Source organism: Elioraea tepidiphila DSM 17972 (assembly GCF_000378465.1).
Classification (GTDB): domain Bacteria; phylum Pseudomonadota; class Alphaproteobacteria; order Acetobacterales; family Acetobacteraceae; genus Elioraea; species Elioraea tepidiphila.
The window spans coordinates 1-22,009 of sequence record NZ_KB899936.1; the positions used below are offsets into that span (position 1 = coordinate 1).

The window sequence follows — 22,009 nt, forward strand, 5'->3', positions numbered from 1 at the left end:
GCTCCGGCAGCAAGACCGGGCGTCGCCGCGCACCATGAGGCCGCGGCGCCGTGCTGCCGGTCGCGCGATACAACTGCGACCAACGCACCGCGCTCGCCACGCTCACCGAGAACAGCTTGGCCGCCTCGCGGCAACTCGCGCCATTCCGCATGGCCGCCACGACGCGATCACGCAGATCACAGGACAGGGCTCGGGTCATCGGCTGCTGGCCTCCAGCCCAGCCAGCAGCTTGAATCAGAAAACCAAACGCGCCGGAACACCCAATCCGATTCCACCAGAAGGAATCAGGCTCTAAATGATCGCGTGGCGTACCCGCGCCGAGAGCCACTCGCTGACGATGACGGTGCCCAGGATCAGGATCAGGATCATCGTCACCTGCGGCCAAGCGAGCGTGTTGATGCTCGCCTGAAGCTGCATGCCGATGCCACCGGCGCCAACGAGGCCGAGCACCGTCGCCTCGCGGATGTTGATGTCCCAGCGGAACACGCTGATGCCGGCGAAGGCAGGCATCACCTGCGGCACGATCCCCCAGGCCAGCACCTGCGCGCGCCCGGCACCGGTCGCCGTGACCGCCTCCACCTGCGAGGCGTCGATCTCCTCGATCGCCTCGTAGAGCAGCTTGCCGATGAAGCCGATCGACCGCAGCCCGATCGCCAGGATGCCCGCCAACATGCCGGGGCCGAAGATGATCACCAGGATCAGCGCCCAGATCAGGCTGTTCACCGATCGCGACGCGACGATGATGAACAGCGCCACCGGCCGCGCCAGCACGACCGACGGGGTGGTGTTGTGCGCGGCCAGGAACGCCACCGGCACGCCGATCGCGATCGCCAGCACCGTCCCCAACGTGGCGATGTTGATCGTGTCCCACATCGCCCGCCAGAGCTGGTTCGCATAGGACCAGCGCGGCGGAAACGCCCGGTCGAGCAGATCGGCCGCCTGCCGCGGCGCATCCCACACGAATGCCCAGATCGTCTGGTCGCTGATGAATTGGAAGCACAGAACCGTCAGCGCCACGCCGGCGAGCCAGCCGAACCAGGCGGTGAGATCCGCCGCGGTGGTCCGCCGCATCCAGACCTTCGCGCCGTCGCCGTTCGCGATCACCGGCATCACTGCACCGCCCGGCGGATGAACCCGCTCGTGTATTCGCAGACCATGACGATCGCGATGATGATCAGCAGGATCGCCGCCGAGGTGCCGAACTCGTAGCGGTCGAGCGAGGAGTTCAGCGTGTCGCCGATGCCGCCGGCGCCGACGAGGCCGAGCACCGCGCTCTCGCGGAAATTGATGTCGAAGCGGTAGGCTGAAAGCCCGATGAAGCGCGGCAGCACCTGCGGCTGGATGCCCCAGGCGAGCAGCTGGAACCACGAGGCGCCGGTCGCCCGCACCGCCTCGGCCTGCGATTTCTCGATGTCCTCGATGTCCTCGGCGAGCAGCTTGCCCATGAAGCCGATGGTCGAGAACGCGAGCGTGAGCATGCCCGCGAGCGGGCCGAAGCCGAACATCGCCACAAACAGGATGGCGATGATGATCTCCTGGAAGGTGCGGCTGACCGCGATAAGGCCCCGGCAGAACAGGTAGATCGGCATCGGCGCGAGATTGCGCGACGCCCCGAGCGCGACCGGCACCGACAGGATCACGCCGAACACCGTCGAGGTGACCGTCATGGTCAGGCTCTCGAGCAGCCCCTCCTCGATCTCGAGCCAGTGCGTGACGAAGTCCGGCGGGAAGAACGCTCCCAGGAACCGCCCGCCGCGTTCCAGCCCCTCGGCCGCGCGCGTCCAGTTCACCTCCAGCGTGCCGAGTGCCAGCACGGCATAGAGCAGTGCGCCGCCATAGACGGCCCAGCGCAGCCACGCCGCCTCGATCAGCGGCGGCGGGCGCCAGGCGCGCGCGGCGGCAGCGGCGTCCATCCGATCAGTCCGCCGCGGCGATCCGTGCCGCCTCGACCGCGGGCGGTTCGTCCTCGTCGTCGTCCTCGGCCTTGCGGATGGTCGCCGACCAGTCCTCCTCGCCGTAGATCGTCGTGAGAACCTCAGGCGTCAGGTCGGAGGCCGGGCCGTCGAACACGATCCGCCCGGCATGCAGCCCGACGATCCGCTCGGCGAATTGCTGGGCCAGAGCGACGTCATGGATGTTGATGATCGCGGCGAGCCCCCGCTCCTTCGCCAGCTCGATGATCAGCCGCATGATCTGGCGGCTGGTCTTCGGGTCTAGGCTCGCGGTCGGCTCGTCCACCAGCAGCAACTCGGGGTCCTGCATCAGCGCGCGCACGATGCCCACACGCTGGCGCTGCCCGCCCGAGAGCGCGTCCGCGCGCTTGTCGACCATGTGATCGAGGCCCACGCGTGCCAGCAGGCGGAACGCCTCCTCGATGTCGGCGAGCGGAAAGCGGCGGAACCAGGAGCGCCAGAACCCGACATAGCCGAGCCGGCCGGAGAGCACGTTCTCCATCACGCTCAGCCGCTCGACCAGGGCGTATTCCTGGAAGATCATGCCCATGCGCCGCCGCGCGCGCCGCAGCGCGCGATCGCCGAGCGCGGTGAGAACGGTCTCACCGAGCCGGATCGTCCCGGCGGTCGGCTCCACCAGGCGGTTGACGCAGCGGATCAGCGTGGACTTGCCCGCGCCCGAGGGGCCGATCAGCGCCATCACCTGGCCCTTCGGCACGGTGAGCGACACGTCGTCGAGGGCGAGATCACCGGTGGCGTAACGCTTGGTCAGGCCCTCGATCACCAGCATCGGGTCACTCCGGACGAGGCGGAGGCGGCCGCCATCCATGGCCGCCCCGCAGGCGATCGTGGGTCAGCGGCAGGTGTAGCTCACGCCGGAGGCGGTATCGACATCGCGGATCACCTTCCAATACTCCTTGTAGGTGATCGGGATGAACTTCGACACCGGCGGCTGGCTCCGCTGGAACTCGGCGTAGAGGGCCGTCCCTTCCCAGGGGAAGTTGAAGAACGCCTCGCGGATCTTGGCCTGGAGGTCAGGGTGGAGATTGTGCACCACGCCGTAGGCCGTGGTCGGGAACGGATCGGACTTGTAGATCGAGCGCAGCGCATCGCGCGGCACGACGTTGCGCTCGAACATGCGGAACATCACCGAATCGGCGATCGGCGCGGCGTCGTAGTCCTTGTTGGCGACGCCTGTGACGGAGTTGTCGTGCCGGCCGGAGAAGGCGGTGCGGTAGTCGCGTCCTTCCTGCAGACCGAACTGCTCGCGCAGCAGCCAGGAGGGGTACTTGTAGCCGGAGTTCGAGGTGGGCGAGGAGAATGCGACCAGCCGTCCGCGCAGATCCTCCATCCGCTGGATCGGGCTGTCGCGGTGCACGATCACCTGCATATGGTAGCCGAACTCGTTGTCCCTCGAGGCCATCATGGCGAAGGGGACGAACCCGGCGCAGTTCACCGCCAGCGGCACCGCCCCGGTGTTGAAGCCGGCCACGTGCAGGCGCCCCGCGCGCATCGCCTCGATCTGGGCGGCGTTCGACTGCACCGGGAAGAACTGCACCTGTCGCCCCGTGGCCTTGGCGAGATGGTCGATGAACTCGGCCCAGACGCGGCGATAGACCGCCGGGTCCTCGACCGGCGTGTAGGCGAAGACCAGCGTGCGCGGATCGGTGAGCTGGCGCGGTTCCGTCGGCACATCGGCGACGAGATCGCCGTCGCGGTCGCAGAACCGGGCATCGAGCGTGCCGCGCGGACAGTCCTGCGCGGCGGCGGTCAGGGGTGTCAGCGCGAACCCGCCCAGCAGCAGCCCGGCGAGTGCGAGGCGGCGCGTTGTCTCCGTCATGGTCGTTCCTCCCGTCGTCGCCGAGCGGCTCCCGGCGGCAGCATCGGGGAGAATGACATATGACAGATTTATGACAATCGGCTCGCCGCCGCGCTTCAGCCCGCGAGCGCCTCGACGATCCGGTTCGTGTTGTGGCGGATCATCGCCTCGTAGGTCGGCGCCGGACCGTCCGCCGCGGAGAGCGCATCAGAGTAGAGCGTGCCGCCGATGCGCGCACCCGACTCGGCGGCGACCTGCTCCAGGATGCGCGGGTTCGCCATGCCCTCGATGAAGATCGCGGTGATGCGCTCGCGCCGGAGCTGCTGCACCAGCCGGGCGATGTGCTGCGCCGACGGCTCGCCGCGGGTCGTGACACCCTGCGCGGCCAGAAAGTCGATCCCGTAGCGCTCGCCGTAATAGGCGAAGGCATCGTGGCTGGTGACGATCCGCCGCCGCTCGCGGGGAATGTCCGCGTACTGCGCCTCGACCCAGCCGTGCAGCGCCTCGAGCCGTTCGTTGTAGCGCGCCGCATTCGCTTCATAGGCCACCCGGCCGGCGGGGTCGGCGGCAGAGAGGCCGGCGGCGATGCGCCGGACCATCACCTGCGCCCGCTTCGGGTCCTGCCAGAGATGCGGATCGGTGTGGCCGTGGCTGTGTCCGTGCCCATGGCCATGGGAATGCCCATGCTCGGCGCGCAGCGTGCGGATGCCCTGGCTCGCCACCACCTGCGTGCCCTGGAAGTTCGCCGCTCGGATCAACCGAGTCATCCAGCCCTCGAAGCCGAGCCCGTTCAGCACCACCACGCGTGCGGCGGCGATCCGGCGCGCATCGCCCGGCGCGGGCTGGAACAGGTGCGCGTCCTGGCCCGGACCGACCAGCGTGTCGATGCGCACACGCTCGCCACCCACTTCGCGCACGAAGTCGGCCAGGATCGAGAACGACGCGACCACCGGGATCGGCTCGGCCGCGCCGGCGTGCGTTGCCGCGACGGAGAGCGCCGCGGTGCCCAGCAGGGCATGACGTCGTGTCAGCATGGCATCCTCCGTGTTCAGCCTGCGTAGTGCGGTCGGCGCAGAACCTGCGCGAGCAGGGAGCCCTGAGGTCCGGCCGCGAGCGAAACAAGCCAGAGCGCGCCGGCGGTCAGCACGATCGCGGGGCCGGTCGGCACGTCGGCGTGGAACGAGAGCGTGAGCCCGGTCGCCGAGGCGACCATCGCCAGCAGCGCGGCCGCGACCACCTGCCCGCCGAGCGAGGCCGACCAGAACCGCGCGGCGGTGGCCGGCAGCATCATGAGCCCCACTGCCATCAGCGTGCCGAGGGCGTGGAAGGCTGCGACAAGGTTCAGCACCACGAGGGCGAGAAACCCGAGATGCCAGACCGCGCCCCGGCCGCGCGCCGCGCGCAGGAAGCCTGGATCGAAGGTCTCGATCACCAGCGGCCGCCACATGACGGCCAGCGCGATCAGGGTCACGCTCGCCGTGCCGGCCATGAACAGCAGCGCGGGATCGTCCACCGCCAGCACCGCGCCGAACAGCAGCGCCATGAGGTCGATCCGCCCGCCGCTCGCCGAGACGATCGCCACGCCAAGGGCCAGCGCGACCAGGTAGAACCCGGCGAGCGAGGCGTCCTCGCGCAAGGCCGTGCCGCGCGCGGCAAGCCCCGCGCCCAGCACCACCGCCAGACCGGCCAGCACGCCGCCCACGCTCATCGCAAGCAGCGAGAGCCCGAACACGGCGACGGCGAACGCCACACCGGGCAGGATCGCGTGGCCGAGCGCATCGCCGATCAGCGACAGCCGCCGCAGCACCAGGAACACGCCGAGCGGCGGAGCGGACAGCGAGAGCGCAAGACAGCCGACCAGGGCACGGCGCATGAACGCGAATTCGAAGAACGGCTCGAACATGGCCGTCAGGCCGCGCGGCGCGTCTCGTCGTGCGCGCAGACCTCGGCCGTCTCATCCCAGGCCTCGGCCATCATGCGGGCACGGAACAGATTGGCGGAGGAGAGCGCCGTGGGTGTCGGTCCCCAGGCGATCGCTTCGCGCGCGAGCAGCAGGGCGTCGGGGAAGTGGGCGCGCACCATCTCCAGATCGTGCAGCACGGCGATCACAGTGCGCCCTTCGCCATGCCAGCGTGCCACGACCCGCATCAGATCGGCGGTGGTGCGCGCATCGATCGCGGTGAAGGGCTCGTCGAGCAGCACCACCGGCGCGTCCTGCAGCAGCATCCGCGCGAACAGCACGCGCTGGAACTGCCCGGCCGAGAGCGTGGCGATCGGCCGGCGCGCGAAGCCGTCAAGCCCGACCGCGGCAAGGGCCTCGGCCGTGCGACCGGAGGCCTCTGGCGTCATGCGGCGGAACGGCCCGACGCGGCCCCAATGCCCCATCGCCACGACCTCGGCGCAGGCAAGCGGGAAGCCGCGATCAAGAGCGGCCTGTTGCGGCAGATAGGCGATGGCGCGCGGATCGATGCCGCCGCGGTCGATCCGCCCCTGATCGGTCGGCACCTCGCCCATCAGCGCGCGCAGCAGCGTGGTCTTGCCCGCACCGTTCGGGCCAACGATCGCGGTCATGCTGCCGGGCGCGAACTCACCGGTGACGTGGTGGACGGCCGGATGCCGCCGATAGGCGACGGTCACGTCGGCGAGGCGGATCGGCGCGCTCATGCCATCGCCCAGAGCACGAGCCCCCACAGCGCGGCCAACAGCGGCGCGGTGAGCGCAAGCCGACGGCCGGCACCGGTGGTAAGCGAGAACGGTGGGTACATAGTTATTATATAACATGACAATTCACGGGACGCCAGCCCGGGACTCGCGGGCGTCATGCGATCCTGGCCCGCCGCACGCTCATCCGGAGCCGCCATGCCCCAACTCGCCCTTGCCGTCGCGATCGTCTGCGAGGTGATCGCTACCGCGGCGCTGAAATCCTCAGACGGCTTCACCCGGCTCTGGCCGAGCCTGCTGGTGGTCGCCGGGTATGCGGTGGCGTTCTACGCGCTCTCGATCGCGTTGCGCACCATCCCGGTCGGGGTCGCCTATGCGATCTGGTCGGGGGTCGGCATCGTCGGCATCGCCCTGATCGGCTGGCTCGTATTTCGCCAGGCGCTGGATGCGCCGGCGCTGATCGGCATCGGGCTCATCCTCGGCGGCGTCGTTGTACTGAACCTGTTCTCGGCGAGCGTGAAGGGTGCGGGATGATCACCTCGAGGGCGCCCTGTTCGCGCTTGCGACTCCAGGGCGCCTGGGGTAGCCGACCGCAGGCGATTGCGCATGGCGACTGCCGCGGGCCGGGGGCGCGGCCGGTTCATCCGGGGCGTTGGTCGGGCGGCTGTCGGAGGGGTATCGGTCGATGAGCAAGGTCGGGGCATTGGACGCGCCGGTCGACAGCGAGGGGCCGAAGCCGCCGAGCGAGCGCTCCTTCGCCATCGTGTTCTGCGTGGTCTTCCTGCTCGTCGCCCTCTGGCTCGCTTGGCGCGGCTGGTGGACCGCAGCGCTGCTGCCGAGCGGCGCGGCGGTGCTCCTCGGCGGGGTCGCGAGCGTCAGGCCCGAGGCGCTGCGGCCACTGAACCTGCTGTGGTTCAGGTTCGGGCTGCTGCTGCACCATGTGATCAGCCCCGTGATCATGTTCCTCGTCTTCTGGGTGACGGTCGTGCCGACCGCGCTGATCCGCCGGGGCTTCGGCAAGGCGGAGGTCTTCCCGAAGGCGCCCGACCCGGCGAGGGACAGCTACTGGGCGCGGCGGGCTGCCGGAGAGCCGCCGAGCCGCACCATGACCCGTCAGTTCTGAGAAGCGCGCATGACCTTCCTTGCCGAGCTCTGGTCGTTCCTGCGGGCCAGGCGAAAGATCTGGATGATGCCGATGCTGGTCGTGATGATCCTGCTCGGCGGCCTGCTGATCCTGGCGAAGGGATCGGCCGTCGCGCCCTTCGTCTATACGCTCTTCTAGCGCGAGCGATGGGGCGCATCCTCGGCATCTCCGCCTTCTACCATGACAGCGCGGCGGCCCTGGTGGCCGATGGCGCCATCGTCGCGGCAGCGCAGGAGGAGCGGTTCACGCGGCGCAAGCACGACCCGCGCTTTCCTGCCAACGCGATCCGCTACTGTCTCGAGGAGGCTGGTCTCGCGCTCGGCGAGATCGATCACATCGTCTTCTACGAGAAGCCGTTCCTGAAGTTCGAGCGCCTGCTCGAGACCTATCTCGCCTTCGCCCCGCGCGGCTTCCGTTCGTTCCGCACCGCGCTGCCGGTGTGGCTCAGCGAGAAGCTGTTCCAGAAGCGCCTGCTGATCGACGAGCTGGCCGCGATCGGCGGCAAGGGCGAGTGGGACGCCAAGCTGCTGTTCACCGAGCACCACCAGAGCCACGCCGCGAGCGCCTTCTTTCCTTCGCCCTTCGACGAGGCCCTGGTGCTGACCATGGACGGGGTCGGCGAATGGGCCACCACCTCGGCGTGCATTGGCCGCGGGAATACGCTGGAGGTGCTGAAGGAACTGCACTTCCCGCATTCGCTTGGCCTGCTCTACTCGGCCTTCACCTACTACACCGGGTTCAAGGTCAACTCGGGCGAATACAAGGTGATGGGGCTCGCCCCCTACGGCGAGCCGCGCTACGCCGACCTCATCATGGACCGGATCGTCGATGTGAAACCGGACGGATCGTTCCGGCTCGACCAGCAGTATTTCGACTACTGCACCGGGCTGACGATGACGAACGACCGCTTCCATGACCTGTTTGGCGGCCCGCCGCGCATGCCCGAGGAACTGCTCACGCAGCGCCACATGGATCTCGCCGCCTCGATCCAGGCCGTGACCGACGAGATCGTGCTGCGCCTGACGCGCTCGCTCGCCGCGGAGACGGGCCAGCGCAAGCTCTGCCTGGCCGGCGGCGTGGCGCTGAACTGCGTGGCCAACGGCAAGGTCGCGCGCGAGGGCATCTTCGACGACATCTGGATCCAGCCCGCGGCGGGCGATGCGGGTGGCGCGCTCGGCGCGGCGCTGGCGGTCTGGTACCAGTATCTCGGCCAGCCCCGCATCACCTCGCCGAACCGGCGAGACGCCATGGAGGGCGCCTATCTCGGCCCCGCCTTCCCGCAGGCGGAGATCGAGCGGCGGCTCGCCGATGCCGGCGCCGTGTTCACCGTGCTCGATGAGACCGGCCTCGTCGAAACCTGCGCCCGCATGCTCGCCGCAGGGCAGGCGCTGGGCTGGCACCAGGGCCGGATGGAGTTCGGCCCGCGCGCGCTTGGCGCGCGCTCGATCCTCGCTGACCCACGCTCGCCGGCGATGCAGAAGCAGCTCAATCTGAAGGTGAAGTTCCGCGAGAGCTTCCGCCCCTTCGCCCCGGCCGTGCTGCGCGAGGATCTCGCCGAATGGTTCGAGCTGGACGCCGACAGTCCCTACATGCTGCTGGTGAGCCCGGTGCGTGAGGACCGACGCCGGGCGATGACAACGGCTGAGCGGGCGCTGTTCGGCATCGACAAGTTGAATGTGCCGCGCTCGGACGTGCCCGCGGTGACCCATGTGGACTACTCGGCACGCATCCAGACCGTGCATGCCGAGACCAATCCGCTGTTCCACGCCCTCATCAGCCGGTTCAAGTCGTTGACTGGCTGTCCGATCCTGGTCAACACGAGCTTCAATGTGCGCGGCGAACCGATCGTCTGCACGCCGGAGGACGCCTTCCGCTGCTTCATGGGGACCGAAATCGACGCCCTTGCGGTCGGGCGCTGCCTGCTGCGCAGGGAGGAGCAGAACCCGGCGCTGCGCCTCGACTACAAGGACCGGTTCGAGCTGGACTGACGTCGCCGCGCGCGACTTTGCACCGCGACGCCGGCCCTCTCTCCGATCAGGCCGCGAGCTTCAGTCCGCCGATGCCGGTCGCGTCGAACGCCGCAAGGAACGGCCCCACCTGCTCGGTCTTCAGCGGCATGTTCGGCGGCCGGATGGTGCGCCAGGCCGCATTGCCGGTGGCGCGCGCGACGATCTCGCGCAGGCCCCCGATCAGCGGCACGGTGGTGCAGACCTTGCGGGTCGCCGTCAGCACCGCCTGCGCGGCCTCGGCGGCCGCGTCGTCGCCCCTGCGGAAGGCCGCGACCACGCGCCCGCCCGCCGGGCAGTTCACGTTCGACGCCGCCGTGATGCAGCCCGCGCCACCGTCGCGCAGGATGCGCAGCAGGAACTCGTCGGAGCCGGAATAGACCTCGAACCCATCGCGGGCGAAGGCATCGATCATCGCCTTCATGTTCGCGTAGTCGCCCGAGCTGTCCTTCACCCCCTTGATGGTGCCGGGATAGGCCTTCATCAGCCGGCCGATCAGGTCGAGCGAGAACAGCACCGCGGATTGCTGAGGGAAGTTGTAGACATAGACCTTGATCCCGCCGCCGACGCGCTGGATCACCTCGGAGAAATAGGCGAACAGACCGTCCTCCGAGGGGTTCTTGTAGTAGAAGGGCGGCAGCATCAGCACGCCCGGGCAGCCGAGCGCCTTGGCCGTCTTCGTCAGCTCCACGCTGTCGGTGAAGGCCGCACAGCCCGTGCCGGGCATCATCTTCGCCGCCGGAATCCCGGCCTGCACGAGCCCCTCCATCACCGCGATCCGCTCGGCGACCGAGAAGCTGTTCGCCTCGCCGGTGGTGCCGAGCACGCCGAGCCCGTCGCAGCCATTGGCGAGCAGCCAGCGGCAATGCCCCGCCATGAGTGCGACATCCGGCGCGTAGTCAGGCGTCATCGGCGTCAGCACCGCGGCGTTCACGCCGCCGTAGATCGCGTCGTCCAGCATCGTCATGGGCGGGTTCTCCCTTCGCTCGGCGGCGGCTTAGCGCCCTTCGCCCCCTTTGGCCAGCGCCGCGGCCAGGAGGCGACATGATCCTCGAGCGCCCCTGCCACCCGTTCGGAGATCGCCCTACCGCGCACCGAGATGCCGGCCTGGTGCACGCTCTCCGGATCGCCCGAGACCAGCGGATGCCACCACGGCAGCGGCTTGCCCTCGGCGCGCAGGCGATAGGCGCAGGTGGGCGGCAGCCAGTCGGCCTGGTGCACCTCCTCGGGTGTGAGGCGCACGCAGTCGGGCACGCGCGCGTGCCGCCGCGCGTAGTCGGTGCAGCGGCAGAGCTCGAGATCGAGCAGCCGGCACGCGACCCCGGTATAGGTGAGCGCACCGTCATCGGGGTCGCGCAGCTTGTGCAGGCAGCAGCGGCCGCAGCCGTCGCACAGCGCCTCCCACTCCGAGGGGGAGAGCTGCTCCAGCGGCTTCGCGTCCCAGAACGGCGTGACGTCCGACATCGCGCCCGACGCTACGCCGACCGGGACGGCGGGGAAAGCGCTACTCCTGGCTCCAGCGGATCAGAGCGGCGCGCAGGTTGTCCGAACCCGGATTGTGCGCCTCCATGGTCAGCACGATCTGCTCGACGCTGACCGGCCGGCCGTAATAGGCGGCGTTCTCCTCGTTCCGGCGCGCCAGGATCGAGCCTTCGAGGGACACGCCGGCATAGAGCCCGCGCGACTTCGCCACCGACACCACATCCGCGCGGAGCGCCGCGGTGGTGCCGCCGGCGATGCCGGCGCCGATATGCGCGACCGCGACGGAGGCATCGGCGCCGAACTTGAACTGGCTTTGCAGGATCGCGTTCAGCGCCCGGTCATTCATGATGAACAGCATCACCTGGCTGTCCTGCACGCCGATCTGGAGCCCCAGGCTGCCCCCGCCCATGCCGTAGAAGGCCGGGCTCGACCAGTTGCCCGCACCGTCGCGCGCCAGCAGCACGCCCGACCCGCCCTCGCCGCCGAGAATGAAGCCGCCGCGGAACACGCGCGGGAAGATCATCACCGCGCGCGCGCGGCGCAGCACCGTGCGCGCATCCGCCCCGTGTTCGCCGCCGAGGAGCTCGTTCACGGTGAGCGTGGCGCGATCGACCAGTGCCTGCTGGTCGGCCTGCGCGCCCGCGGCCGCGGGAAGCAGCAGCGCCGCGACGGAAGCGGTCGCGAGCCCGCGCCGGGTGAGAGACCAAGACATGCCAACCTCCTTCTGCCGGGTGGCGCGAATCGGCGGCAAGCCTAGCACGGCCTCACTCGCCCACGTTCAGCAGCAGCCCCTTGCGCCGGGCGGTGCGGAACACGGCGGTGAAGAGCGCTGCCGCGGCTCCCAGCCACACGAGGTTCAACGCCGTCGCCGCGGCGAGGTTTCCGGCCGCGAACCGCCCCTCCAGCAGCGCCGCGCGCATGCCCTCGAACACGTGGGTCGCCGGGATCGCGAGCGCCACCGGCTGGAGCCAGGGCGGCAGCACCGCGACCGGGTAGAACACCGCCGAGAGCGGCGCGAGCCCGAACAGCACCGACCAGGCGAGCGCCTCGGCCCCGGCGCCGTAGCGCAGGATCATCGCCGTGACCGCCGCCGCGACCGCCCAGCCCATCGCCATCAGGTTGGCGAAGAACAGCGGCAGCGCGGGGCCGATCGCGAGGATGTCGAAGGCGTAGAGCGCCCAGGCCAGCAGGATCGCCGGCACGATCCCGGCCAGCATGCGCAGCACGCTCATCGCGATCAGCCCGCCGACCAGCTCCCAGGGCCGGATCGGGGCGACGAACAGGTTGCCGAGGTTGCGCGACCACACCTCCTCCAGGAACGAGATCGCGAAGCCCATCTGGCTGCGCAGGCACACCTCCCAGAGCAGCACCGCGCCGATCAGCACGCCCGAGGCGGCCGCCGCCCAGCCGGACTGGCGCACCATGAACTCGGTCACGAAGCCCCAGATGCACATCTGCAGCACGGGCCAGTAGGCGAGTTCCACCAGCCGCGGCCAGGAGCGGCGGTAGAGCGCGAGATGGCGGTAGATCAGCCCCCAGATGCGGCGCGGCGCACCGGTCATGGCACCCTCACGGACGGGATGGGCGCCGCCTCGGGCGACGCGTCACTTTAAGCTTTAAGACTTTAAGCCTTTAAGCGGCCTCGCGCGATGCAGGGAGGGGTCACGGCGGGGTGGCGCGCGCAGGGTAGCGCGCGCCTGCGTCAGGATCGGACGCGGCCCGCCGCGCTCACCGATCCGTCAGCGCGTGCAGCCGCTCCATCTCGTCGAGGATCGCCGAGGCCAGCGCCGCCCCCTCCGGCCCGGCGCGCCGCCCGAGCCCGACCACGCGCAGCTCCTCCGCCATCGCCGCCGCCGCATCGGCGAAAGGGAGCCGGTCGGCCGCGCGCACGCGGGCGAGGATCGCGCGCAGCTCGTCGAGCGGTGGCGTCTCGTCGGGCGCCGGCGCGGGCGCGGGGGCGAACAGGTCGGGCTGGGCGACTCGCGGCATTGGCGGAGGATACCGCCCACCTCGCCCTTGCGGAACGCCGCTCCCCTCGCGCAGCCTGCCACCGATGAGCCGGACCATCCTCTCCGACTAACTGAACGCGATCGCCCGCATCCGCGACACCGCCGCCGGCACCCGCGAGATCAGCTACTACGGCGCGCTCGCCGGCGCCCTGAACGCCGTCGGCCAGACGCTGAAGCCGCGCGTCTTCTGCATCCAGAATCTGCGCAACCGCGGCGCGGGCTTCCCCGATCTGGGGTTGTTCGTCGCCCGGCGCGGCCTCGACCTCGCCGACTGGCCCCAGGGCCGCCCGCCCGATCGCGGCGTGGTGGAGGTGGACGACATCCCGACCCCGCTCGCGACCAAGCGGAACAGCGCGCAGGTGAAGCGCTACCTCGCCGAATACGGCCTCGTCCTGGTCACCAACTACCGTGACTTCGTCCTGCTCGGCCGCGGCGCGAACGGGGTCGAGGAGCGCGAGCGGTTCTCGTTCGACTGCGCCGACGCGGAGGCGTTCTTCGCGCTCGCCCGGTCCACGAAGCGGCCGGTGGGCCTCGCCACCCGCTTCGCCGACTTCCTCCAGCGCGTGCTGCTGCACCAGGCGGCGCTGGCGCGGCCCGAGGAGGTGGCGTTCTTCCTCGCCTCCTATGCCCGCGACGCGCTCGCGCGCGTCGAGGAGCGGGCCGCGCTGCCGGCCTTCGCGGCGCTGCGGGGCGCCTTGCAGGAGGCGCTGGGGCTCACCTTCGACGAGGCGAGGGGCGAGCACCTGTTCCGCTCCACCCTGGTGCAGACCCTGTTCTACGGCCTGTTCAGCGCCTGGGTGGAGACCGCGCGCGAGGGCAAGCCCTTCGACTGGCGCGCCGCCGGCTGGCACCTGCACGTACCCTTCGTCTCGACGCTGTTCCAGCAGATCGCCACGCGCGACAAGCTGAAGCCGCTCGGCCTCGAGGAGCCGATGAGTTGGGCGGCAGACGCGCTGAACCGCGTGGACCGCGACGCGTTCTTCCGGGCGTTCCGCGATGCCGAGGCGGTGCGGTACTTCTACGAACCGTTCCTCCAGGCGTTCGATCCGGAGCTGCGCCGCCAGCTCGGCGTCTGGTACACGCCGCGCGAGATCGTCCGCTACATGGTCGAGCGGGTGGACCGCGTGCTGCGCGAGGAGCTCGGCCTCGCCGACGGGCTGGCGGACGAGAATGTCTGGGTGCTCGATCCGTGCTGCGGCACCGGCGCCTATCCGGTGGAGGTGCTGGCGCGCATCCGCCGCACGCTGGCGGCGAAGGGCGAGGACGCGCTGATCGCGGAGGACCTGAAGAAGGCCGCAACTTCGCGCATCGCCGGGTTCGAGATCATGCCCGCGCCCTATGTGATCGCGCATTGGCAGGTCGGGCATCTGCTGCGCGAGGCGGGCGCGCCGCTCGCCGAGTCCGAGCGCGCCGCGGTCTATCTGACCAACGCCCTGACGGGCTGGGCCGAGGCGGGAGACCCCGGGTCGGCCGACGGCCAGAAGGAGGCGGCGGAGGGCGGGCAGGCCGGGCTGAAGCTGGTGTTCCCGCCGCTGGCGGAGGAGCGCGACGCGGCGCGGCGCGTGAAGCGCGACCGGCCGATCCTCGTGATCCTCGGCAACCCGCCCTACAACGCCTTCGCCGGCACCAGCCCCGCCGAGGAGGGCGGGCTGGTCGCGCCCTACAAGGAGGGGCTGCAGAAGCTCTGGGGCATCCGCAAGTTCAACCTCGACGACCTCTATGTGCGCTTCTTCCGCGTCGCCGAGCGCCGCATCGCCGAGCAGACCGGCCGCGGCGTGGTGTGCTTCATCAGCAACCATTCCTGGCTCTGGTATCCGTCCTTCGTGGTGATGCGCGAGCGCCTGCTGAGCCGGTTCGACCGAATCTGGATCGACAACCTGAACGGCTCGAAGTTCGAGACCGGCAAGGTGGCGCCGGACGGCAGCCCGGACCCGTCGGTGTTCAGCACGGAGGCGAACCGCGAGGGCATTCAGGTCGGCACCGCGATCGCGCTGATGGTGAAGCGGGGCGGAAGGGCCGAGCCCCGCGCGCGGTATCGCGACCTCTGGGGTGAGCGGAAGCGCGAGGAACTGCTCGAAAGCCTTGAGGCAGCGGACTTCGACGCGCGGTACACGGAAGCGGTGCCGACCGCCGAGAACCGTTTCGCCTTCCGGCCGGGCGAGGTCGGCGGCGCCTACGCGTCGTGGCCGCGCGTGACAGAACTTTCGGCCCGCCCGCCCTTCAACGGGTTGATGGAGAAGCGCGGCGGCGCGCTGATCGACGACGATTGCGCCGCCCTCGCCGCGCGCATGCGCACCTATTTCGATCCGCAACGATCCTGGCACGAGGTGGAATCCGCCATCGGCGGATTGAGCCTGAAATATGCGAGCTTCAATCCGACTGCGATCCGACGGGATGCTGTTGCCAGATCGCACTTTCAGGACAAAGCGATCACGCGATACTTCGTCCGCCCCTTTGATGTCGGCTTCGCCTACGCCGTCGCACATGTACCGTTATGGAACCGGGCGCGCCCCGATCTGCTGCGCCAGCTTCCGACCGCCGGCGGGTTCCTCGCCACGCGGCCGGCCGGGGTCGCGAACCCGGAAGGGGTTCCGCTGGCCTGGACCAACGTGCTCGGGGACAATGATGCGCTGCGCGGCCACGCGTACTACACGCCGATGTTCCTCCACGACGGCGACGCCACGCGCGCCAACCTCTCCGCGCCCGCGCGCGCCTGGCTGGCCGCGCTCGGCCTGCCCGATCCCGACAGTGACCGGGACACCGCCGTCCTCCCCTGGCTGCACGCGCTCGCGATCGGCTACAGCCCCGCCTGGCTCGCCGAGAACGAGCATGGCATTCGCGGCGACTGGCCGCGCATCCCGCTGCCCGGCCGCGCCGACCTGCTGCGCGACTCCGCCGCCGACGAGGCCGAAACCGCCGCCCACGCCGCCCTGCTCGGCCCCCGCACCCTCGACGTGGTCCTCAACGACTCCGCGTACTGGCGCAACATCCCCGAGCACGTCTGGTCCTTCACCATCGGCGGCTATCAGGTGCTGAAGAAGTGGGTCTCCTCCTACCGCGAGCGCCCGCTGCTCGGCCGCGCCCTGACGCCGGCGGAACTCCGCTACGTGCGCGACACGGCGCGCCGGCCCGCCGCGCTGCGGCTCATGGCCCCGGCGCTCGATGCCAACTATCGCGCCTGCGCCCAGGCGAACCGCCCCTCCTGAACCGGGATGGGGCGTTTGAGGGGAAGGGCCAATGGCGCTTCCCCTCATCCAACAGAACCCCTTGCGGCCCAAGGGCCATGCCCGCGCGCCCCCCATCCCTTGTTCCCCCGCGCCGGCGGGGGCTAGCATCCGCATTCACGCAACGCTGGGAGAGGACAAGGCAATGACCCTACGACGCACCCTGCTTGCCGCGACGCTTCTCGCGGGCTTCGCCATGCCCGCGGTCGCGCAGAAATCGGCCGACACGCTTCGCGTGGTCGAGCGCAGCACCGTCACGAACGTCGATCCCTACTACAACTCGCTGCGCTCGGGGCTGATCCTGGCGCATCAGACCTTCGACGGGCTGATCTACCGCGACCCCGACGGCTTCGTGCTGAAGCCCGCCCTCGCCACCGCCTGGCGCTTCATCGACGACGTCACGATCGAGTTCGACCTGCGCCGCGGCGTGCGCTTCCACAACGGCGACCCGTTCACCGCCGATGACGTGGTCTACACGCTGAACCTGGTGTCGAACCCCGACAGCCGGGTCGCCACGCCGGCGAACTACAACTGGATCGCCCGCGCCGAGAAGATCGACGACTTCACGGTGCGGCTGCACCTCAAGGCGCCGTTCCCCGCCGCGCTGCAGTATCTCGCCTTCGTCACCCCGATCTATCCGAAGGCGTATCGCGAGCGGGTCGGGCCCGAGGGCTTCAGCCGCGCACCGGTCGGCACCGGGCCGTACCGGATCGTGCGCGTGGACCAGGCCAAGCAGGTCGATCTCGAGCGCTGGGACGGCTATTACGAGGGCGCACCCAAGCCGCGCCCGGCGATCGGCAAGATCCAGATCCGCTACGTGCCCGACGCGGCGACCGAGATGACCGAGCTGCTGGCCGGCCGCGCCGACTACATCTGGAACTTCAATCCCGACCAGTTCGAGCGCATCCGCCAGCACCCGCGCCTGACCGCGCAGCAGCAGGAGACGATGCGCGTCGCCTTCCTGATGCTGGACGCCGCCGGCCGCACCGGCGCGGACAACCCGCTGACCAAGCAGAAGGTGCGCCAGGCGATCTGGCATGCCGTCAACCGCAAGGAGATGGCGGAGCGGCTGGTGCGCGGCGGCTCGCGTGTGCCCGATGCGCCGTGCTTCCCGACCCAGTTCGGCTGCGACCAGGAAGCCGCTGTCGTGTACGAGTACGACCCCGAGAAGGCGAAGCGGCTGCTCGCCGAGGCGGGCTACCCGGACGGGTTCGAGACCGAGCTCGTCAGCTACATCCAGCCGACGCAGTGGACGGCGGCGGTGCAGGGCTACCTGCAGGCGGTGGGCGTGCGCGCGCGCGTCAGCCAGCTCCAGGTGCAGGCGGTGATCCAGCGTTCCTGGGCCGGCACCACGCCGCTCTACATGGGAAGCTGGGGCAGCTACTCGATCAACGACGTCTCGGCGATCATGCCGAACTTCATGGGCCGTGGCGCGAACGATGACTACTCGCGCGACCCGGACATCCACCGCTGGCTCGAGGAGGGCGGCTCGACCAACGACCCGGAGAAGCGGCTGGCCGCGTACCGCAACGTGATCCGGCGCGCGACCGAGCAGGCCTACTGGCTTCCGCTGTTCACCTACGTGTCCTACTACGCGCATACGCGGGATCTCGACTTCACGCCGTATCCGGACGAGATGCCGCGCTGGTACCGCTCGAAGTGGAACTGACGTGACGTTCCGGCGCCGCGAGGGAAGATGCCCTCGCGGCGCCGGGCACGCCGCTGCGCCGCCGGCACGACGGAATCCGTGACATGTCCGGATCGATCGAGCCGCTGATCCTCGACCTGGTGGCGTTCGTGGCCGCGCGCCCGCGCGCTTACGCGGAGGTGATCGAGGCGTGGCGCACCTCCTGCCCGCGCCTCGCCGTGTGGGAGGAGGCGGTGGAGCGCGGCCTCGTCGCGTTCGAGCACGGCGCGGACGGCAGCGTGCAGGTGGCGGCGACCGCGGCCGGCCGCGCGGCGCTGGCGAAGCGCGCCGCCTGACGGCTCAGACCGTCGCGAGGTGGCACTCCACCTCGATCCCGCGGCCGGTGCGCGGCCTGGGCGGGTCCGTCCGGCACCGCTCCACCGCCACCGGGCAGCGCGGATGGAACCGGCAGCCGGGCGGGATGTTCGCCGGGTCGGGCATCAGGTCGCCCAGGCCGACATCGGGAATGCCGAGCCCCGGCTCCGGCGTCAGCACCGAGGCCAGCAGCGCCTTGGTGTAGGGATGCTCGGGCGCGGCGAACAGCGCCTCGGTCGGCCGCCGCTCGACGATCCGGCCGAGATACATCACCGCGACCTCGGTCGCGACATGCTCCACCACCGCGAGGTTGTGGCTGATGAACAGATAGGTCAGGCCGAGATCGCGCCGCAGTTCCGCGAGCAGGTTCAGGATCTGCGCCTGCACCGAGACGTCGAGCGCGCTGGTCGGCTCGTCGCAGATGACGATGCGCGGGCGCAGCACGAGCGCGCGGGCGATCGCCACGCGCTGGCGCTGCCCGCCCGAAAGCTGGGCCGGCAGCCGCTCGCCCATCGCCGGGTCGAGGCCCACCCGCTCCAGCCCCTCGTCCACGCGCCGGCGGATCTCGGCCTCCGCGATCCCGCCCTGCGCGACCAGCGGCAGGGCGACGATGTCGCGGATGCGCCGGCGCGGGTTGAGCGAGGAGAACGGGTCCTGGAACACCGGCTGGATCAGCCGCGCGCGCGCGCGCCGGTCCAACGCCGAGAGCCGCTGCCCGTCCACCAGCACGTCGCCGGAGGTCGCCGGCAGGAGGCCGAGGATCACGCGCGCGAGCGTCGACTTGCCGCAGCCCGACTCGCCCACCACGCCCAGCACGCCGCCCGCCGGCACGGAGAACGACACGCCGTCCACCGCGACGACGTGCCTCGCCTCGCCGAACAGGCCGGTCTTGACGCGGAAATGCCGCGTGAGGTCACGCAGCTCGATCGCCGGCGCGCTCACGCGGCGAGGCTCGCCGGGCCGGTCCAGTCCGGCGGCAGCACGCAGCGATAGCCGTGCTCGCCGTTCGCCTGCCACGCCACCGTGCGCGCGCAGTCGGGCCGGGCCTGGCCGCAGCGGTCGCGGAAGGCGCAGCCCTCGAAGCGGTGGCCGATGCGCGGCACGACGCCGGGGATCGCGCCGAGCGGCTGGTCGCGCCGCACCTTGCCGGGCACCGGCACGCAGGCGAGCAGGCCGCGCGTGTAGGGATGCGTCGGATCGCCGAACAACTGCTCGGCCGGCGCGGACTCCACCACCTCGCCCGCGTACATCACCGACACGCGGTGCGCCATGCGCGCGACCACGCCGAGATCGTGCGTGATCAGCATCAGCGCCAGCCCCAGATCGCGCTGGAGGTCCATCAGCAGCCGCAGGATCTGCGCCTGCACCGTGACGTCGAGCGCGGTGGTCGGCTCGTCGGCGACCAGCAGTTCCGGGTCGCACATCAGCGCCATCGCGATCATCACGCGCTGGCGCAGCCCGCCGGAGAGCTGGTGCGGATACTGGCCGAGCCGCATCCGCGGCGAGGTGACGCGGCACTTCCCCAGCAGGTCCTCGGCGCGGTCGAGCGCCTCGGCGCGCGTCCCGCCGCGATGGCGCCGGTACACCTCGGCCATCTGCGAGCCGACCGTGTAGGCCGGATTGAGGCTGGTCATCGGCTCCTGGAAGATCATCGCCATCCGGTCGCCGCGCAGCCTGGAGAGCTGCGATTCCGAGAGGCGCAGCAGGTCCTGGCCGTCGAAGGCGAGCCGATCGGCCTCGCGCACACCGTTGCGCGCGAGCAGGCCCATCACCGCGAGCGCGGTGACGCTCTTGCCGCAGCCGGACTCGCCGACCACGCAATGGGTCTCGCCGCGGTAGATGGTGAGGTCGGCGCCGCGCACGGCCGCGAGCGAGCCGAACGAGATGCGCAGGTTGCGCACCTCCAGCAGGGCGGTACCGCGCGCCGCGCTCATCGCACCTGGCTCGCCCCGACCATGTCGCGCAGCCCGTCGCCCAGCAGGTTGATCCCCATCACCAGCACGAACAGCGTGATGCCGGGCACGAAGATCACCCACGGATCGAAGAACATGTACTCCTTGCCCTCCGAGATCATCAGCCCCCAGGAGGGCAGGGGCGGCGGCACGCCGAGGCCGAGGAAGGAGAGCACTGCCTCCAGCAGGATCGCGAGCGCCATCTCGAGCGTGGCCACCACCGCGAGCGGGGAGAGGATGTTGGGCAGCACCTCGCGGCCGAGAATCCAGGCGCGCGAGCAGCCCGCCGCCCAGGCGGCCGAGACGTAGTCGAGCGTGCGCACCTGCATCGTCGTCGTGCGCGCGACCACGGCGAAGCGGTCCCACAGCAGGAGGCCGAGCGTGAGCACGACCACGGTCAGCGAGGAGCCGACCAGCGACACCACGGCGAGGGCGACCAGGATCAGCGGGATCGCGAGCCGGGTGGTGATGATGAACATCACGACGTCGTCGACGCGCCCGCCGAAGAAGCCGCCGATCACGCCGATCGTGATGCCGATCAGCCCCGAGACGATCACCGCGGTGACGCCGATCAGCATCGAGATGCGCGCGCCCAGGATCAGCCGCGAGAGATAGTCCCGCCCGAGCTGGTCGGTGCCGAGCAGATGCGCGGGATCGTGCCCCTCCATCCAGAACGGCGGCAGCAGCCGCCGCGTCAGGTCCTGCGCGAACGGGTCATGCGGCATCAGCAGTTCCGCGAACACCGCGCAGAACAGCACCGAGCCGACCACCAGCGCGCCGAAGGCGAGGCCGGCATTGCGCAGCACCCTCATGACGCGCGCAGCCTCGGGTCGAGCACCGCGTTCGCCACGTCGGCGATCAGCGTCAGCACGATGTAGATGACGGCGAACAGCAGCACGACCGCCTGCACGGTCGGGAAGTCGTTCTTGCTGATGCTCTCCCAGGCGAGGAAGCCGATGCCGTGCAGGGCGAACACGGTCTCGATCACGATCGAGCCGCCCAGCATGAAGCCGAGCTGCACCGCCGAGATCGACACCACCGGCATCGCCGCGTTGCGCAGCGCGTGCTTCAGCACGATCGAGGAGCGCGACAGGCCCTTGGCGCGCGCGGTGCGGATGTAGTCCGACGACATGGCGTCGATCATGCCGGCGCGCGTCAGCCGCATCAGCGCCGGGATGGCCGAGAACGACAGCACGATCCCGGGCATGACATAGTGCTCCCAGGAGCCCGTGCCCGAGATCGGCAGCCAGCCGAGCTGCAGCCCGAAGAACAGCATGAGCAGCAGCGCGAGCCAGAACGACGGCAACGCCTGGCCCACCATCGCCACCAGCCCGACCGCGCGGTCGATCCAGGTGTTCTCGCGCAGCGCCGCGATGATGCCGAGCGGGATCGCCACCACCAGCGCGATGCCGATGCCAACGACGCCGAGCGTCAGCGTCACCGGCAGGCGCTGCCAGATCAGCGTCGAGACCCGCTCGCGGAAGAAGAAGCTCTCGCCGAAATCGCCGGTCGCGGCGCGCCAGGCCCAGTCGAAGAACTGGATCACCACCGGCCGGTCGAGCCCGTAGGCGCGGCGGATCGCCTCGACATCCTCGGCGCGCGCCTCGGGGCCCGCGATGACGATCGCGAGGTCGCCGGCGAGCCGCGTCAGCACGAAGGCGAAGGTCAGCACCGTCACTGCGACCAGCACCGCAAGGGCCGTGCGGCGGAACAGGAAGGACAGCATTGCGGCCAAGCTACGGGGGGGCGCGCGTATCG

24 protein-coding genes are annotated in these 22,009 nt (G+C 70.3%); 7 read left to right on the forward strand and 17 right to left on the reverse strand.

Annotated features, from left to right (window positions below):
* From F563_RS25435 to F563_RS0117900, 8 genes are all read right to left on the reverse strand, one after another.
* On the reverse strand, positions 1-199 hold a 199-nt coding region (locus F563_RS25435), incomplete at its 3' end, for a helix-turn-helix domain-containing protein (protein ID WP_026299690.1).
* 92 nt (positions 200-291) lie between these two features.
* Entirely contained in the window at positions 292-1,110 is an 819-nt protein-coding gene (gene phnE / locus F563_RS0117870; RefSeq protein ID WP_019016062.1) for a phosphonate ABC transporter, permease protein PhnE, read from the reverse strand.
* Entirely contained in the window at positions 1,110-1,913 is an 804-nt protein-coding gene (gene phnE / locus F563_RS0117875; protein ID WP_019016063.1) for a phosphonate ABC transporter, permease protein PhnE, read from the reverse strand. Before phnE (F563_RS0117875) ends, phnE (F563_RS0117870) begins: the two co-directional genes overlap by 1 nt.
* Positions 1,914-1,917: 4 nt before the next feature.
* Positions 1,918-2,742 (reverse strand): phosphonate ABC transporter ATP-binding protein, encoded by an 825-nt coding sequence (phnC, locus tag F563_RS0117880; protein ID WP_026299691.1) that lies wholly within the window; start codon positions 2,740-2,742, stop codon positions 1,918-1,920.
* Between the two features lie 63 nt (positions 2,743-2,805).
* Positions 2,806-3,792 carry a phosphate/phosphite/phosphonate ABC transporter substrate-binding protein gene (gene phnD / locus F563_RS0117885; RefSeq protein WP_019016065.1) on the reverse strand — a complete coding sequence of 329 codons (987 nt, stop codon included), beginning with the start codon at positions 3,790-3,792 and terminating at the stop codon, positions 2,806-2,808.
* A 95-nt stretch (positions 3,793-3,887) separates the two neighbouring features.
* Positions 3,888-4,805, reverse strand: coding sequence for a metal ABC transporter substrate-binding protein (locus F563_RS0117890; protein ID WP_019016066.1), 918 nt, complete (start codon positions 4,803-4,805; stop codon positions 3,888-3,890).
* Between the two features lie 14 nt (positions 4,806-4,819).
* Complete coding sequence (locus F563_RS0117895) at positions 4,820-5,674, reverse strand: metal ABC transporter permease (protein ID WP_019016067.1); 855 nt, start codon at positions 5,672-5,674, stop codon at positions 4,820-4,822.
* Positions 5,675-5,679: 5 nt separating this feature from the next.
* Positions 5,680-6,435: a metal ABC transporter ATP-binding protein gene (locus F563_RS0117900; RefSeq protein WP_019016068.1), complete on the reverse strand. Its 756-nt coding sequence runs from the start codon at positions 6,433-6,435 to the stop codon at positions 5,680-5,682.
* Between the two features lie 195 nt (positions 6,436-6,630).
* Between F563_RS0117900 and F563_RS0117905 the strand changes: the two genes are divergently transcribed.
* From F563_RS0117905 to F563_RS0117920, 4 genes are all read left to right on the forward strand, one after another.
* Positions 6,631-6,966: a DMT family transporter gene (locus F563_RS0117905; protein ID WP_019016069.1), complete on the forward strand. Its 336-nt coding sequence runs from the start codon at positions 6,631-6,633 to the stop codon at positions 6,964-6,966.
* A gap of 151 nt (positions 6,967-7,117) precedes the next feature.
* Positions 7,118-7,555, forward strand: coding sequence for a hypothetical protein (locus tag F563_RS0117910; RefSeq protein ID WP_019016070.1), 438 nt, complete (start codon positions 7,118-7,120; stop codon positions 7,553-7,555).
* Positions 7,556-7,564: 9 nt separating this feature from the next.
* Complete coding sequence (locus tag F563_RS25255) at positions 7,565-7,714, forward strand: DUF5989 family protein (RefSeq protein WP_019016071.1); 150 nt, start codon at positions 7,565-7,567, stop codon at positions 7,712-7,714.
* Between the two features lie 8 nt (positions 7,715-7,722).
* Positions 7,723-9,564 carry a carbamoyltransferase family protein gene (locus F563_RS0117920; protein ID WP_019016072.1) on the forward strand — a complete coding sequence of 614 codons (1,842 nt, stop codon included), beginning with the start codon at positions 7,723-7,725 and terminating at the stop codon, positions 9,562-9,564.
* Between the two features lie 46 nt (positions 9,565-9,610).
* Here F563_RS0117920 and F563_RS0117925 read toward each other — a convergent pair whose 3' ends face one another.
* The 5 genes from F563_RS0117925 to F563_RS23190 form a co-directional block, all read right to left on the reverse strand.
* Positions 9,611-10,549, reverse strand: a complete 939-nt coding sequence (locus F563_RS0117925; protein ID WP_019016073.1) for a dihydrodipicolinate synthase family protein — start codon at positions 10,547-10,549, stop codon at positions 9,611-9,613.
* The gene (locus F563_RS0117930) at positions 10,546-11,046 is read right to left on the reverse strand and encodes a YcgN family cysteine cluster protein (RefSeq protein WP_019016074.1); all 501 of its coding nucleotides are present in this window, start codon (positions 11,044-11,046) and stop codon (positions 10,546-10,548) included. Before F563_RS0117930 ends, F563_RS0117925 begins: the two co-directional genes overlap by 4 nt.
* A 40-nt stretch (positions 11,047-11,086) precedes the next feature.
* Positions 11,087-11,776: a lipid-binding SYLF domain-containing protein gene (locus F563_RS0117935; protein WP_019016075.1), complete on the reverse strand. Its 690-nt coding sequence runs from the start codon at positions 11,774-11,776 to the stop codon at positions 11,087-11,089.
* Positions 11,777-11,828: 52 nt separating this feature from the next.
* A complete protein-coding gene (locus F563_RS0117940) occupies positions 11,829-12,626 on the reverse strand; it encodes an ABC transporter permease (RefSeq protein ID WP_019016076.1) in 798 nt (265 codons plus the stop codon).
* A 166-nt stretch (positions 12,627-12,792) separates the two neighbouring features.
* Positions 12,793-13,053 (reverse strand): hypothetical protein, encoded by a 261-nt coding sequence (locus F563_RS23190; protein ID WP_019016077.1) that lies wholly within the window; start codon positions 13,051-13,053, stop codon positions 12,793-12,795.
* Positions 13,054-13,309: 256 nt separating this feature from the next.
* On the opposite strand from F563_RS23190, the gene F563_RS0117950 reads away from it, so the two are divergent.
* The 3 genes from F563_RS0117950 (at position 13,310) to F563_RS0117960 (ending at position 18,280) form a co-directional block, all read left to right on the forward strand.
* Positions 13,310-16,279, forward strand: coding sequence for a type ISP restriction/modification enzyme (locus F563_RS0117950; protein WP_019016078.1), 2,970 nt, complete (start codon positions 13,310-13,312; stop codon positions 16,277-16,279).
* Positions 16,280-16,442: 163 nt separating this feature from the next.
* On the forward strand, positions 16,443-17,966 hold the full coding sequence (locus F563_RS0117955) for an ABC transporter substrate-binding protein (RefSeq protein WP_019016079.1): 1,524 nt from the start codon (positions 16,443-16,445) through the stop codon (positions 17,964-17,966).
* 83 nt (positions 17,967-18,049) lie between these two features.
* Positions 18,050-18,280 carry a hypothetical protein gene (locus F563_RS0117960; RefSeq protein WP_019016080.1) on the forward strand — a complete coding sequence of 77 codons (231 nt, stop codon included), beginning with the start codon at positions 18,050-18,052 and terminating at the stop codon, positions 18,278-18,280.
* A 4-nt stretch (positions 18,281-18,284) separates the two neighbouring features.
* On the opposite strand, the gene F563_RS0117965 is transcribed toward F563_RS0117960, so the two are convergent.
* Genes F563_RS0117965 through F563_RS0117980 form a run of 4 tightly spaced genes read right to left on the reverse strand, consistent with a single transcriptional unit; the run spans position 18,285 to position 21,977 of the window.
* Entirely contained in the window at positions 18,285-19,241 is a 957-nt protein-coding gene (locus F563_RS0117965) for an ABC transporter ATP-binding protein (protein WP_019016081.1), read from the reverse strand.
* A complete protein-coding gene (locus F563_RS0117970) occupies positions 19,238-20,233 on the reverse strand; it encodes an ABC transporter ATP-binding protein (protein WP_019016082.1) in 996 nt (331 codons plus the stop codon). The genes F563_RS0117965 and F563_RS0117970 overlap by 4 nt, the downstream gene beginning before the upstream one ends.
* A complete protein-coding gene (locus tag F563_RS23195; RefSeq protein ID WP_019016083.1) occupies positions 20,230-21,063 on the reverse strand; it encodes an ABC transporter permease in 834 nt (277 codons plus the stop codon). The genes F563_RS0117970 and F563_RS23195 overlap by 4 nt, the downstream gene beginning before the upstream one ends.
* Positions 21,060-21,977, reverse strand: a complete 918-nt coding sequence (locus F563_RS0117980) for an ABC transporter permease (RefSeq protein ID WP_019016084.1) — start codon at positions 21,975-21,977, stop codon at positions 21,060-21,062. The genes F563_RS23195 and F563_RS0117980 overlap by 4 nt, the downstream gene beginning before the upstream one ends.
* Positions 21,978-22,009: the final 32 nt, after the last annotated feature.